Consider the following 13,587-nt stretch of genomic DNA (forward strand, 5'->3'; position numbering starts at 1 on the left):
AGGCAACCGGGCAAAAAAGGAGACATTAAATAGATTAAAAGTACAGATTAATATCTGGCTCTCATCTGAATTTCGTACTTCCTTCAATCCAATCTACACAAGAGGAACATATAATCTTTAGGTGTGAGCCACCTGTCAATTTCCTTCATTGTTTCCGCAAACCTCAATGCATATGGAACAGTTCCCTTAATTCCTCAATACTCTTCTTCTTGAGTATGAGATCTGCGATCTTTGGCACCTGTGCAGCATCCTCACAATAGATACCCAGTTCGTAATTCATCACAAAGTCCTGCGTTACCGCACCACCTCCACATATGAACGGTATCTTTATGTTATTCTCAAGTAAACGGTTATTGACTTCCATAAAAGAGTACATTGTCGTAGTCATCAGGGAAGTACCTGTAAGCATGATAGGCCTGTATCTGAGCACAGCCTGGATAACTTCATCCGTTGGTACATCACTTCCCAGATCTATGACATCATATCCGTTGGATCTTAAAAGGACTGTTAATATTTTCTTTCCGATGTCATGAATATCCCCTTCCACAACATAGGAAACAACCGTTCCCTTGTATTCATGGATCTTCCCTGATATCTGTTTACAATATTCGATCCCATCACTCATTGCATGGGATGAAATTATCACATCTGGCAGGAACAGAAGTCCGTCATCGTATAACTGGGACACTATATCCATTCCGGCCATCAGAGCATCGTCGATAAGGGAAATTGGATCCCTTCCTGCCTCAACTGCATCTTTAAGGGCAGCGATGACCTCATCTTCATCACCTTCAAAGACTGCCTCTACTACATTGCGCAGCAGTAGGTCCGGAGGAAAAAGATCTCTTGCTACTTCATCCGCAGAGAGTTCACTCTCTAGTTTGACGTTGTACCTGACAAGGATAACTGATGGATCTATATCCAGCATTGAGCCTCCTTAAATTGGGTTGCGTTTTACGTACTGTGCCTGTCTGTTTACTGTTAATGGATCAGACTTAATAATTGATATTATATGCACATTTACTGACGGCTAGCTTTAGTGCAAAGCTGCTATGTAAAGCTGACGTTAGGACAAAAGGGAAAATAGAAAAATGATAATAGTTTCAGATACACGCTTTGCTATCAGGACTCAGTCCTCATTCCCGGCATCTTCCCACAGGCCAAAAAGATTTCCCTCGGTATCCAGACAGATAGCAAGATAACCCCATCCCGGAACAGGCATCTGGTTTATCACTTTGCCCCCGGCTTTTTCTATCTTATCGGAGTATTCTTTTATAGATGGTACCCCGATATAGCCGGCAATCCTCTGCTCTGGCTCACCACGAAGACCCATTCCGCCACCTACACCCTTTTCACCATCGATACCGGTCGTTTCAAAGAGATAATATTCCATTTCAGGAGACGGTCTTTCAAATTTCCAGTCAAAAACGCAAGAATAGAACTTCTTTGCACGTTCAAGGTCATCTGTTGGTATATCCATGTGAACAAATGTTGGCATTTATAACCTCCGGAAAATATAGGACTGAAAACTATTAATCACTTTGCTTCATTATTCTGCTTGATCACTTTGCTTGCGGCAATGCACCAAATCCTTTATAGCCTATTCTGCCATTGCAAATCTGATGAACCCCGGACCAAAAAAAGCATATGCAGAACTTATTACGGGTTCTGTTCTGTTTGGTTTGATGGGTGTTTTCGTTTTCTATCTGCAGGATATACCTACAGGCCCGCTGATATTCTATAAACAGCTTTTTGGTGTTATTGCATTGTTTCTGTTCATGATGATCACCGGAAAGCTGTCCAGGATAATTCCTCGCAAAAAGAAAAGATTTCTTTTACTGCTTGGCATAATTAACACTACAACGCTTTTCACATACCTTGTCTGCATAAGGTATACCAGCTTTTCAGTTGCAATACTTATGCTTTATACCGCACCAATGTATGTTACCCTGCTGTCACCATTGATACTCAAAGAAAGCATCAGGCGAAACGGGATAATTGCCCTGGTGCTCTCTATAATCGGTCTTTTGTTCATTGTGGACATAAACAATATAGCTGCAGGACAGATGATTGGAAGCTGGTACCTGATAGGAGTTGCAGCAGGAATACTCTCGGGTTTTTCTTTTGGAAGCTCTATTGTAGTTGTTCGTTATGTGAAAGACGAATATACAGGCATGACCCTGATATTCTGGTATACCCTGATAGGTGTTATACTGCTCCTGCCCTTTGCCGGAGGAGTTCCGGTCCGGGCATTTGCAGACAATCTTAGCATGCTTGTATTGTTCGGTGTTGTAAATACCACAATGGCTGCACTATTGTTCATAAACGGCATCTCACAGATAGAAGCACAGAAAGGAAGCATACTGGCATTGATAGAACCGGTCAGCGGTATCTTTTTTGATTACACCATTCTGCAAACACCGCTGATGGCAAACACAATAATAGGGTGTATATTCATTTTACTTGGTGCCTACATTGCCATAACAGAAAAGAGCCCCAGGATATTCGGAAAATATTTCCGTGTTCAGGTATGATGCATATCTTAAAGGGTTCTTTTTTATCTTCAAAAAGGGTTCTTTCCTAAGACAAATAATTAATTATATATAGGTATTTCAACATATTTTGAAGTACATGTCATTCAATTCAGGTGATATGTGCAGAGTTAACAGTGTTAATTATATAATAACCGGAGACAATACCATGAGAATGCTTGAAGAGTTCTTCCCCGAGTTTACCGAAAAACTTGATGAGATCGACAAAATGTATGCCCAGAAAAGGCCAATCGATGAAAAAACATATCAGTTCCTGTGTTTTGCCCTTTCCATCAAGGCCAGGTCAAAACCATGCGTGCTTAAACACTTCAAAGGTGCACTTGAGGCAGGTGCCACAGTAAAAGAACTTTCATATATACTCGCACTCACAATGAGAGAAGCAGCAGGAGCCGATGACTGCTGGACACATGATATTCTGGGTGACTGGAAAGAGATCCTGAAAGGAAACGTCTGCTGCAGCTGTGCCGGTGATGAGGAGAAATAAAATCGCTTAAAATAATAGCGATTATTTTTATATACATAATAAGTAAAATAGATAAGAATATTAATATATAAATTATGCAATATCATTCTCCTTTCCTATAAACTAAACTAAACTAAACTAAACTAAACTGAAATGAACTGAACTACACTAAGTTCGAATATAGGGTAGCTTAAATGCAATAATGACAATTACGCCAGGGACATAAAAAAGAAGCCTGATGATATGCGGAATACATTCCAGATACCTGAGTATTATATATCATATATCTTCAGGCTGAAAACAGGCACTGATATGAAGACAACCCTGCAGAGCATCTTAATATTCCCAATGAAAATCAGTAATTGGGATGACTCATTCTATCTCTTCGATGATTATTGGGATTTCTGCAATTTTCATTGCCAGACCCTTTGATATCTTTTCGTTTTCCACCCAGTATGCATTCATCACAGTTGGCGGAACATAACAATTATCGCATATATCCTTCTTCATGCTCTTTACAAGCAGTTCATAGTAAGGGATATTCTGCTGGGACATCTCCACATTGGGAAGATCAAAATCACAACCCCATTCCTGTAATTTCGGACAGTCCGTTTCAATATGGACATGTGTTTTCCTGGCATTGCAAACAGCTGTCACGAGGCTTTTATGCCCGCATAACTGATTTACTGACATTGTTACAACCATGTCTTATCCTCTTTAACTCTCCTGTTATCAGGATTAACTGATCTCTTCAAACCTGATATTCATGGTTCTGTACTTCGTTGCAATATCTTTGGGGATCTTTTCATTCTCTATCCAGAATGCATTCATGACTGTTGGAGGCACATAGCAATTACTGCATATGGAATACATTTCCCGTTTCCTGTTAAGCAGGTCAAAGGATACATCCCTGTTCATCAGATCGATTTTTGGGAGATTGAATTCGTTACCCCATTTTTTAATTTTCTCACAGGTCGTATTCACAAAGATACGCGTATTTTTGCCTTCCTGCTGAGCTAATACGCTTGTCCTGTTCCTGCATATATTTTCCAGCGAAATGATAACTGTCACCACTACCACCATTCCCCGATCGGGCCAATCTATCTGCATGAAGGAAAACTTACTGCCCACAAGTCCTGATCTGTCCGGAAGCATCAGCTTGCAAGTAAACCAAATTGTGCAATTTATAATAAGTATTGAATTACGAATTTACTTAAACTTGCTGATTGGAATTTGCTTCTATTCTGAGAACGGAACTGCTGAAAATAAGTCATTTATGAATTTAGACACAAAGTTTTAAAAATACCCTGATACAACGGTGTAATCGACAACTATAATTAATAATACTTTAAAAACAAGGGAAGGAAACAACATGCCATCTGAAGTAAATGTAAATTCAGCAATATGCGGATTTAAACATAAGATCACCGGTCACCTTGAAGGAAAGCATATCATCACGGACATAGAGTCTGATTGCAGCAAAATAGCCAGTATCTCTCATATGGAAATTCCAAAGAAAGAAACCCTGAACATAAAAGAGAATTATGTGATGGATCAGGCAAAAGATAGCTGTTGCGTAACTTGCATTGTACCCGCAGGTGTCTTGCATGTATGTAAGATAGAACTGGGAATGCTTTCACAGACCCTTGCAAAAAAATCAGAAAGAGTCAGTATCGAATTCAATGAATAATGAGGAATAAGATGACAACAACGGTAAGAGTAAATTCGTCTGTATGTGGTTTTACACACAAGATCACAGGAACGTTAGATGGGAAGAATATAATTATCGACATCGATACGCCCTGTAAGAAAATAAAGGAGATGGAGCACATGGAAGTCCCCATGATGGAAACACTTGATATAAAGGATAATTATGTCATCGATAAGGCAAAAGAAGCACAGTGTACTCCTATCTGCCTGGTACCTGCCGGAGTGCTTCATGTCTGCCGCATGGAAACAGGTATGCTATCCAAAAGCCTGTCAAAAAAATCAGAGCGGGTCAGCATTGAGTTTGATGAGACCTGAAAAAAAGAACAATAACACAAGGCCAGCAAGTAATGACTTTGGCATCAAGCATAAGTAAAAGGAACCAATACGATCTGTCGTTATTGTAAATGATCGGTAATTAACTGGTCTCACCTAAGATCCTTCTTCTTCTTTTTCGTTTCATACTTTATTTCATGTGATGCTCGCATTAGCACTATATCGACCACAAAGAGCCACTTCTCCAATGATAACTGCAAAACCGTCAGTAGTCAAATAAACGCGTATATAGTTGGAAAACAATAGTTTAATTAGAATGTTATTACGAGGAGATGAAAGACATGAAGGAAAAGATGAAAGGCTTGAAGGAAAGAAGCACGGAATTATCGGCTTTTATGGCATTGATTTTAATTGCACTGCTGGTCTGCGGATGCGTGGCAAGCGATGATAAGGGACCTGAGGATGAACTGCCAGGTACTGATGAGACATCTGCACAGGATGACATCACAGGCATTGTTGAGCCGATCACAAATACATATTCTGAAAATGACAGTCAGAGCATTGCTCATGCCATTCGGGATGACATCATCATTATAAAACTCCGGGAAAATCCAAGCACCGGTTACTCATGGAACATGACATACAGTGAAGGGCTTGAACTTAAAGATGACAGCTATGAACAGGAAGCCGGAACAGAAGGCCTTGTCGGTGCAGGCGGGGTGCACCAGTGGACATTTGAAGTGACAGATACGGGAGAGCAGACTATCTCTGCAGTTTACATGCGTCCGTGGGAAGAGGTAACAGGAACCGAAGAAACGTTTGAAATGAACATCATTGTCCTTCCAGAGGAGGAACTGATAAAGAGCCGCGCAACTGTGAAGTATATTGAACTTGAGGGTGGATTCTACGGAATAATAACTGCAGATGAAGCACGTTATGATCCAATTAACCTTGAAGAGCAGCTCCGAATTGACGGCATGGAAGTGGAATTTGTTGCTTACCCGCGAAATGATCTCATGAGTTTCCACATGTGGGGACAGATAGTAGAGATAAGGACCATTGATAAGATCAGTGAAAAACAGTGATAAACGCAAAAAGACTGAGATCGGAGGCATCTGATGGATAATAAAAGTAATAGTAATAAGAATAATAGTAATAAGAATAATAATAATAATAAAGAAACGAATAGAAAAAAGACAGAGGATATTGAGCTTCCCGAACTTGACGAACAAATAGATGCGTGGTGCACAATACCCGGGCAAAGCACCGGCACAAAGAGTGCCGATGATATTGAAATAGACGCATGGTGTGATAATCTCCCAACAGATGAGGAAATGAAAAAGAAGGAAAGAATGGGGTTGAAAGATAAAAACAAATAGACTGCAAAACTACTTTGCTTGAATTTTTAACATAGTTTTTTTATTTTATTTTATTTATATTAACATTTAAACATGCCTGCTATGTCTTTCAACAATCGATTCAGGTTTGCTGACCTTAAATACGAACTATGCTTTTGAGGGGAAAACGGGAGATAAGGGACACATGATAGAACATATAAGAAAAAGGGACGGCAGGATCGTAGCTTTTGAACCTGAAAAGATCACATTGGCAATAAACAAGGCTTTCCTGGCGGAGGGGGAAAAGGACACAGACCTGGCCGGGAAAGTATCCTCTGAGGTCGTAGAGACCATTGAGGACAAGTTCAGAGGCAGTATCCCTGGTGTGGAAGATGTGCAGGATATCGTGGAGGAGATCCTGATAAGGAACGGATGCACCGGGGTGGCCAGGGCTTACATATTATACCGTCAGGAAAGAACACAGGTCAGGCAAACAAAGAAGCTTTTGAGGGTTGAGCGGGATGAACTTAAGCTTAGTGTCAATGCTATCAGGATCCTGGAGAGAAGATATCTGCTAAAGGATCTGCAAGGTAAGATAACAGAAACTCCCGCTGATATGTTCAGGAGGGTGGCCAGGGCCATAGCCTCCATAGATCAAAGATATGGGGAAGATGTAAAAAGAACAGAGGAGGATTTCTACAGGATAATGTCAAAGCTTGAATTCCTGCCCAACTCCCCGACCCTTATGAATGCCGGTACTGAGCCCGGACAACTGAGCGCGTGTTTCGTTCTGCCGGTGGAGGATTCTCTGCGGGACATATTTGCTGCTCTTACAAATATGGCCCTGATACACCAGTCCGGCGGAGGGACCGGTTTTTCCTTCTCACGACTAAGGCCAGCAGGGGATATGGTAAGGTCTACCATGGGTGTTGCCTCAGGGCCGGTATCCTTTATGGGTATATTTGACAAGGCCACTGAAGTTATAAAGCAAGGTGGTAAAAGGCGGGGAGCGAACATGGGTGTCCTCAGGGTAGACCATCCGGACATCATAGAGTTCATAACTTCCAAGGAAAATGAAGGATCTCTTGACAACTTCAACATTTCTGTGGGTATAACTGACCGGTTCATGGAAGCAGCCGAAAAGGACATGGAGTATGACCTTATAAATCCCAGGACCGGGAAAAGTACGGGAAAAGTACGGGCAAAGGAGGTATTCGACCTGATAGTGACCATGGCATGGCGTACCGGAGATCCGGGTCTGATCTTTCTGGATGAGATAAACCAAAGACATCCGGCATCCCATGCAGGTGTCATTGAAAGCACCAATCCGTGCGGTGAGATACCTCTTCTTCCCTTTGAATCCTGCAATCTGGGATCTATAAATCTGTCCCGGATGATAAAAAATGGTGACATAGACTGGGAGAAGCTTGGTGAGACCACACGGCTTGGAGTGCATTTCCTGGACAATGTTATCGATGCAAACAGATATCCTCTGGAGAAGACCGAAAATATCTCCAGGAACAACCGTAAGATCGGCCTGGGCGTGATGGGCTTTGCTGAGATGCTGGCCATACTTCAGATACCTTATGATTCGGAAGAAGCGATAAGGACTGCCAAAAGGGTAATGCAGTTTATCAGGGAAGAATCTGTCAAAAGATCAGTAGAACTTGGTGAAAAAAGAGGATCTTTCCCTAATTTTACAGGCAGCATGTGGGAAAAAGAATATCATTCCATGCGAAATGCCACTATCAATACAGTGGCTCCCACCGGGACAATAAGCATGATAGCAAATACCAGTTCCGGTATCGAACCCATCTTTGCCTTGTCCTTTGTAAGGAATGTCATGGGCACGCAGTTGCTGGAAGTGAACCCGGTGTTTAAAAGAATGGCAAAGGACAGGGGATTGTACAACACCGATATCATGATAGAGATAGCCAGGACAGGTACCCTCAAGGACATAGTGGATATACCTGCAGATATAAAGCGATTATTTGTCACATCCCTGGACATTGAGCCTCAATGGCATGTCAGGATGCAGGCAGCTTTCCAGAAATATGTGGACAATGCCGTTGCCAAGACCGTGAACCTGCCGGCTGGCGCCACTATGGATGATATCAGAGAGATCTATATGATGGCCTATAAGCTGAAATGCAAGGGGATAACGGTCTACCGCTACGGTAGCAAGAACAGGCAGGTGCTGGTGATAGAGGGATTGAGGAAAGAGGAAGAAGGGCTTGTAGCAGGCCCTGAATACTGCGGGGAACCGGGAGGTCGGGAATGCGCTCTGTAAAACCTTAACTTTTACTCCTTACTGCTAAAATGTGTTTTCCAATGTGTGTTTCGGATGTTCAGGGTCAGACAACTATTTATTCAGAAATCCACAAGTCTTATTACAATGTTTTCTGCAAAAGAGAAAAGAAGGAGATAGATCATGGCAGCTATAATTAACAGGGATCTGTGTACAGGATGCGGACAATGTGTTGATACTTGCCCGGTGGAAGCAATTTCACTGGACGATGAAGGTATTGCAGTTGTTGACGGGAAACTATGTGTTGAATGTGGCAAATGCGTAGATGTTTGCCCGGTTGAGGCGATATCACTTGATTGAACACCGGTCCGTAATTATTGTTCTTTCAAAAACAAAGAGGTATCTCTGAAACGTAATAGATATTATTCTCTTTGAAACTGAACTGAAGAGGGAAGATCCTTACTCCTTTTTCAGAGGCTTTGAGCATCGTTTCTGAAAAGTCAGGGTCTATCTTCCGGTTTGGAGTGAAACACTTTGCCTGCGGGCGGAATATCAGCATGATCACAGCAGCTTCGTCTCCCTGGTCAACAACATGCATCAGTTCTTCAAGATGGCGTTTTCCACGGGTAGTTGGTGCATCAGGAAAGGTGGCCACACCATCCTCTGCCAGCGTGCAGCCTTTGACCTCTATCCATATTTTCCTCCCCTGCTTCTCAAGAAGATAATCAAGCCGGCTTGTGCCATATTTCTGTTCGGGGAGGATACTGTCCGCATTGCTTAAAAAACCGATGATCCCGTTCTCAATGGCCCAGCCGGATATTTCCCTGTGGAATGCGGAGTTGACGAGTATCCAGTCCTCTGCAAACCGGGCTGCTATCATATCCCAGCCAGTTTTTCTGATTTTGCCCTTGTTCTTGCTCTTAGTACTGTCTGCTTTGCGTAAAAGTACACGGTTACCGGGATATATCAGGTCTGTCAGCCTGCCCGGATCATGCACATGGACCTTCTCGTGCTTCCTTACACCATCCAGCTCTAACTCAACGATTGCCAGGAACCTGTTAGGTCTCTCTATGACTTTGCCTTCGATATCCGTACAGATGTGAAGGACAGGCTTCAGGATCCCAGTATCATGATCGCTCCTTTGATTCATAGTATGCTTCCGGTAATGCTTTTATGTTTTTGGTAACTGATCTGTATTTTTGGTAAAGGATCTGCGCTTTTGATAATGGTTCTGTTTGCAGTGCTTTCCTTGTAATGCTTTAAACCCCGCCCTTAATGCGTGAAGCAAGTTCAGAGGCAACAGTGTTTGCCAGCTCCCTGGCAATGTGATCCTGGTATGACCTGTAGGTGTAAAGTCCTTTAGTTTCATCTTTCAGGTGCATATTCCCCTGTATAAGCAACTGATAGCTATCTATGCCATCCGATGAAAAAACCACAGTCCTGTCTGCATTCTGACCTTCTATGTCCAGATACTCTGTCTTTCCTGATGAGGAAAAACCAAAGCGTATATCTATATCTGACTTTGAGTATACGGGAGTGTACATTCTTGCCACATCTATGATGTTCACAAAAACGAACTGTGAACCATAATCATCTTTTATCTCATCGCTGAGGGTCACTGAAATACCGTTCTCTTCAAAGGCTTCTACAAGTTCAGTTTCCAGTTTTGTATCAAGAGCTTCTTCCCTGTGTACATAAAGGATAATATCATTATACAGAAGATTATCCGGGTTGCCAGTTGAATAGGCACTTACAGATGACTCCGCACTGGTGCTACTTGAACGTATACCAGCATCAAGGAAACTCATAGAAAGAATAAGGAGCAGAGCGATTGCAGATAATATCATGATTTGGTTTTTGCTTATCCTCATATTGACAGCCACTCCGTAAAGAATACGATCGATGTTGATAGATGATCATGGAGGTTATTGTTGACAGATAGTTATTATTGACAGATAATTATCATTGATAGGTCGTTATAGTGACTAAATGGCACTGCAGTACTTTCTTATAGGTTGCACCTGGTTTAAATCAGTTACTTACATGAAATGAAAAATGTACTGATGTCTTATCCATAACCCTGGACAACAACAATCATTAAATATTGAAAACATCAAAGGAAGATGCGTGATAAACATGGATTGCCTGTTCTGTAAGATCGTTGCCGGAGAGATCCCGTCCCATAAGGTCTATGAAGATGATTTCGTTTACGCGTTCCTGGACATATATCCCAGTTCTGAGGGGCATACCATCGTTCTGCCAAAAAAGCACATCGCAAAATTCACTGATATGAAGAAAAAAGATGCGGCATCTCTTTTTTTTATAGTGAACAAAATCGCAAAGAAACTGGAAAAGACACTGGGACTTGAAGGGATGAACATTGGTATGAACAATGGAGAGATTGCGGGGCAGACCGTAGCGCATGTGCACGTTCATATCATTCCAAGACGTGCAGGGGATGGTGAAGGCAACATGCACACCATTGTAGAATTGCACCCGCCGACAGACAATCTTGCAGAGCTGGCAGAAACAATAAGGAGATCATTTGAGTAATTGCCTGCAATTGCAGCCCGCAGAGTGATCATCATTGACATGGATCCTCAAGTATCATATGCAAGTATAATATGTAAATAGCATATGTAAATATCATATGTAGATAGCATAGGTACATATCATATTGAACATCACAGGTAAATACTTCATGCAAATACCGTTTTAATTACAATGACCAAAAGGAGATAAAATAATGGCAGATAATGAACAGAAAGTACTTGATGCACTGAAAGATGCAGGAAAACCGCTCAGACCCGGAGATATTGCAGAGGTAACAGGTCTTGAAAGCAAGGAAGTCAGCAAAATAATCAAAACCCTCAAGGACACAGGAGCAGTCTGCTCTCCTAAAAGATGCTATTACGCCCCTTCCGAGTAAACCGGGGCAGTTTTTAATTTCATCTTATTTGTTCTTTCTTTTTTCACTTTCCGATAACCGTTACATTTATCTCTCTTGCCCTGGGTCCGTCAAATTCTGCAAGAAAGATACTCTGCCATGTGCCAAGTAAGAGTTCCCCATTGACCACAGGAATCGTTTCACTGCTTCCAAGCAGTGTAGCCTTAAGGTGAGCATCTGCATTGTTATCGATCCGGTCATGCAGGTAACCCGCATGTGCCGGTACAAGTTTTTCCAGCAATTGCATTATGTCAGATACAAGACCCTGTTCATTCTCATTGACCATAATGGAAGTGGTGGTATGCTTTGTACTTATTACGCAGATGCCATTCTCAATCCTGCTGTCAGCCAGGTATTTGCGTACACTTCCGGTAATATCGATAAGTTCGATTCTCTTTTCTGTTTGTACCTGCATAATTATCCCTGTAATTATCGTAATATCCTAATATCGTAATATTCCTAATATCCTAATATCGTAAATATACCATCCTTCTACTAAAAAAAACCGTTAATCACTAAATAAACAATATGAAGGCAACCCTTTAAACAATAAAGGAACTGAAAAGACAGATGGAAAATGTTAAAATGAAAAAGAAACTGATGAATACCTGAGTATTCATTCAAAATCTGAAAGTCCGGACATATCCAGTGTCGCAAAATAGTCATCCACTGTTTCTGCACGCCTGATCTGCACGAAACTGCCATCCGGTCTCAGGAGGATCTCTGCAGACCTGAGCTTGCCGTTATAATTGAAACCCATGGCATGTCCGTGGGCTCCTGTGTCGTGGATCACAAGGATATCGCCTCTTGTGACCTCGGGTAAAAGCCTGTCTATGGCAAACTTATCATTGTTCTCACAAAGTGAACCGGTGACATCGTAGAGTTTTGTCGCTTCATCGCTCTCCTTTCCAAGCACGGTTATATGATGATATGCACCATAAATTCCGGGGCGCATGAGATTGGCCATGCAGGCATCAGTGCCCACGTAGTCCTTATATATATGTTTCAGATGGCGTACCGTGGTTACAAGATATCCGTATGGCCCTGTTATGACCCGGCCGCATTCCAGGAATATCTTAAGGGGATGCAATCCATTGCCCCTGATTATCTCATCATATGCCTCACTGACACCCTTTGCTATAACATCATATGGCACAGGTTCCTGCTCCGGCCTGTAGGGGATGCCTATGCCTCCTCCAAGGTTCACGAACTCGAAGTGTATGTCCAGTTCCCTTGAAAGTTGGGCTATCAGCTCGAACAGTATTTTTGCGGTCTCTATGAAATAATCGGGGTCCAGTTCATTGGAAGCCACCATCGTGTGCAGGCCAAACCTTTTCACGCCCCTGTCCTTCATAATGCGATAGCCTTCAAAAAGCTGCTCTCTTGTAAAACCGTATTTTGCTTCTTCTGGGTTGCCGATGATGGCATTGCCCCCCTTTAGCGGACCGGGATTGTAACGGCAGCATATGATCTCAGGCAGGCCTGCAACTTCTTCCAGGTATGCGATATGGCTTATATCATCAAGGTTTATGATTGCCCCAAGTTCCCTGGCTTTGATAAATTCCTCTGCCGGGGTATCATTGGAACTGAACATTATGTTCTCACCTACTATACCGGTCTTTTCCGCAAGCAACAGCTCTGCCAGGGAACTGCAGTCCGCACCGAATCCTTCAGCCATGAGCAATTTCATGATATACGGATTGGGCAGGGCCTTTACGGCAAAGTATTCCTTAAAACCGTTTAGCTCACTGAAAGCGCCTTTAAGTTTTCTGGCATTCTCTATTATCCCTTTTTCGTCATATATATGGAAAGGGGTAGGATTATCCCTGATTATCTCTGTGATCTTTTCCTTAGTGAACGGAAGTTGTTTTGACACCATTTGTCTCCCTCGTTTATTTTCTTTATTTATTGTCTGGTTCTTTTAATCTCAGTTAACAGATAAATAGTTGATTGGAAGAAAGACATATGACCTAATACCACCTGCTCCACAGTCAACCGTTTTTTAGAACGCATAGTATATATATGACTTGTTCGTATAATATAGAACAATCAGGGGT

The 13,587-nt window shown here is 42.1% G+C and carries 18 protein-coding genes; 10 read left to right on the forward strand and 8 right to left on the reverse strand.

The features are described from left to right. Window positions 1-163: 163 nt before the first annotated feature. Window positions 164-928, reverse strand: coding sequence for a methanol--corrinoid protein MtaC (gene mtaC, locus V7O64_RS02440; protein ID WP_407356448.1), 765 nt, complete (start codon window positions 926-928; stop codon window positions 164-166). A 201-nt stretch (window positions 929-1,129) separates the two neighbouring features. Then, window positions 1,130-1,498: a VOC family protein gene (locus V7O64_RS02445; RefSeq protein ID WP_407356449.1), complete on the reverse strand. Its 369-nt coding sequence runs from the start codon at window positions 1,496-1,498 to the stop codon at window positions 1,130-1,132. A gap of 124 nt (window positions 1,499-1,622) precedes the next feature. Between V7O64_RS02445 and V7O64_RS02450 the strand changes: the two genes are divergently transcribed. Both V7O64_RS02450 and V7O64_RS02455 read left to right on the forward strand, forming a co-directional pair. Then, the gene (locus V7O64_RS02450; protein WP_407356450.1) at window positions 1,623-2,534 is read left to right on the forward strand and encodes a DMT family transporter; all 912 of its coding nucleotides are present in this window, start codon (window positions 1,623-1,625) and stop codon (window positions 2,532-2,534) included. 97 nt (window positions 2,535-2,631) lie between these two features. Then, the gene (locus V7O64_RS02455) at window positions 2,632-3,036 is read left to right on the forward strand and encodes a carboxymuconolactone decarboxylase family protein (RefSeq protein ID WP_407356451.1); all 405 of its coding nucleotides are present in this window, start codon (window positions 2,632-2,634) and stop codon (window positions 3,034-3,036) included. Between the two features lie 351 nt (window positions 3,037-3,387). On the opposite strand, the gene V7O64_RS02460 is transcribed toward V7O64_RS02455, so the two are convergent. Together V7O64_RS02460 and V7O64_RS02465 are read right to left on the reverse strand one after the other, a co-directional pair. Beyond that, entirely contained in the window at window positions 3,388-3,720 is a 333-nt protein-coding gene (locus V7O64_RS02460; RefSeq protein WP_407356452.1) for a DUF6951 family protein, read from the reverse strand. A 33-nt stretch (window positions 3,721-3,753) separates the two neighbouring features. Further along, on the reverse strand, window positions 3,754-4,170 hold the full coding sequence (locus V7O64_RS02465) for a DUF6951 family protein (protein WP_407356453.1): 417 nt from the start codon (window positions 4,168-4,170) through the stop codon (window positions 3,754-3,756). A gap of 217 nt (window positions 4,171-4,387) precedes the next feature. On the opposite strand from V7O64_RS02465, the gene V7O64_RS02470 reads away from it, so the two are divergent. The 6 genes from V7O64_RS02470 (at window position 4,388) to V7O64_RS02495 (ending at window position 8,943) form a co-directional block, all read left to right on the forward strand. Continuing rightward, the gene (locus tag V7O64_RS02470) at window positions 4,388-4,705 is read left to right on the forward strand and encodes a DUF6951 family protein (RefSeq protein WP_407356454.1); all 318 of its coding nucleotides are present in this window, start codon (window positions 4,388-4,390) and stop codon (window positions 4,703-4,705) included. A gap of 11 nt (window positions 4,706-4,716) precedes the next feature. After that, window positions 4,717-5,040: a DUF6951 family protein gene (locus tag V7O64_RS02475; RefSeq protein ID WP_407356455.1), complete on the forward strand. Its 324-nt coding sequence runs from the start codon at window positions 4,717-4,719 to the stop codon at window positions 5,038-5,040. Between the two features lie 299 nt (window positions 5,041-5,339). Continuing rightward, entirely contained in the window at window positions 5,340-6,083 is a 744-nt protein-coding gene (locus tag V7O64_RS02480) for a protease inhibitor I42 family protein (protein ID WP_407356456.1), read from the forward strand. Window positions 6,084-6,116: 33 nt separating this feature from the next. Next, a complete protein-coding gene (locus V7O64_RS02485) occupies window positions 6,117-6,377 on the forward strand; it encodes a hypothetical protein (protein WP_407356457.1) in 261 nt (86 codons plus the stop codon). 163 nt (window positions 6,378-6,540) lie between these two features. Beyond that, window positions 6,541-8,625 (forward strand): adenosylcobalamin-dependent ribonucleoside-diphosphate reductase, encoded by a 2,085-nt coding sequence (locus V7O64_RS02490; RefSeq protein ID WP_407356458.1) that lies wholly within the window; start codon window positions 6,541-6,543, stop codon window positions 8,623-8,625. Between the two features lie 141 nt (window positions 8,626-8,766). Next, window positions 8,767-8,943, forward strand: a complete 177-nt coding sequence (locus tag V7O64_RS02495; RefSeq protein WP_407356459.1) for a 4Fe-4S binding protein — start codon at window positions 8,767-8,769, stop codon at window positions 8,941-8,943. A gap of 25 nt (window positions 8,944-8,968) precedes the next feature. On the opposite strand, the gene sfsA is transcribed toward V7O64_RS02495, so the two are convergent. Both sfsA and V7O64_RS02505 read right to left on the reverse strand, forming a co-directional pair. Next, window positions 8,969-9,733, reverse strand: coding sequence for a DNA/RNA nuclease SfsA (sfsA, locus tag V7O64_RS02500; protein WP_407356460.1), 765 nt, complete (start codon window positions 9,731-9,733; stop codon window positions 8,969-8,971). Window positions 9,734-9,842: 109 nt separating this feature from the next. Next, window positions 9,843-10,430 carry a hypothetical protein gene (locus V7O64_RS02505; protein WP_407356461.1) on the reverse strand — a complete coding sequence of 196 codons (588 nt, stop codon included), beginning with the start codon at window positions 10,428-10,430 and terminating at the stop codon, window positions 9,843-9,845. A gap of 289 nt (window positions 10,431-10,719) precedes the next feature. Here V7O64_RS02505 and V7O64_RS02510 point away from each other — a divergent pair, with 289 nt between their 5' ends. Continuing rightward, on the forward strand, window positions 10,720-11,136 hold the full coding sequence (locus V7O64_RS02510) for an HIT family protein (protein ID WP_407357369.1): 417 nt from the start codon (window positions 10,720-10,722) through the stop codon (window positions 11,134-11,136). Between the two features lie 193 nt (window positions 11,137-11,329). After that, window positions 11,330-11,512, forward strand: coding sequence for a helix-turn-helix domain-containing protein (locus V7O64_RS02515; protein ID WP_407356462.1), 183 nt, complete (start codon window positions 11,330-11,332; stop codon window positions 11,510-11,512). Between the two features lie 43 nt (window positions 11,513-11,555). Here V7O64_RS02515 and V7O64_RS02520 read toward each other — a convergent pair whose 3' ends face one another. Both V7O64_RS02520 and V7O64_RS02525 read right to left on the reverse strand, forming a co-directional pair. Beyond that, window positions 11,556-11,945 (reverse strand): secondary thiamine-phosphate synthase enzyme YjbQ, encoded by a 390-nt coding sequence (locus V7O64_RS02520; RefSeq protein ID WP_407356463.1) that lies wholly within the window; start codon window positions 11,943-11,945, stop codon window positions 11,556-11,558. Window positions 11,946-12,146: 201 nt separating this feature from the next. Further along, window positions 12,147-13,409 carry a diaminopimelate decarboxylase gene (locus V7O64_RS02525; RefSeq protein WP_407356464.1) on the reverse strand — a complete coding sequence of 421 codons (1,263 nt, stop codon included), beginning with the start codon at window positions 13,407-13,409 and terminating at the stop codon, window positions 12,147-12,149. Between the last annotated feature and the right edge of the window lie 178 nt (window positions 13,410-13,587).

Origin of the sequence: Methanolobus sp. WCC5 (assembly GCF_045690325.1) — an archaeon.
Taxonomy (GTDB): Archaea; Halobacteriota; Methanosarcinia; order Methanosarcinales; family Methanosarcinaceae; genus Methanolobus.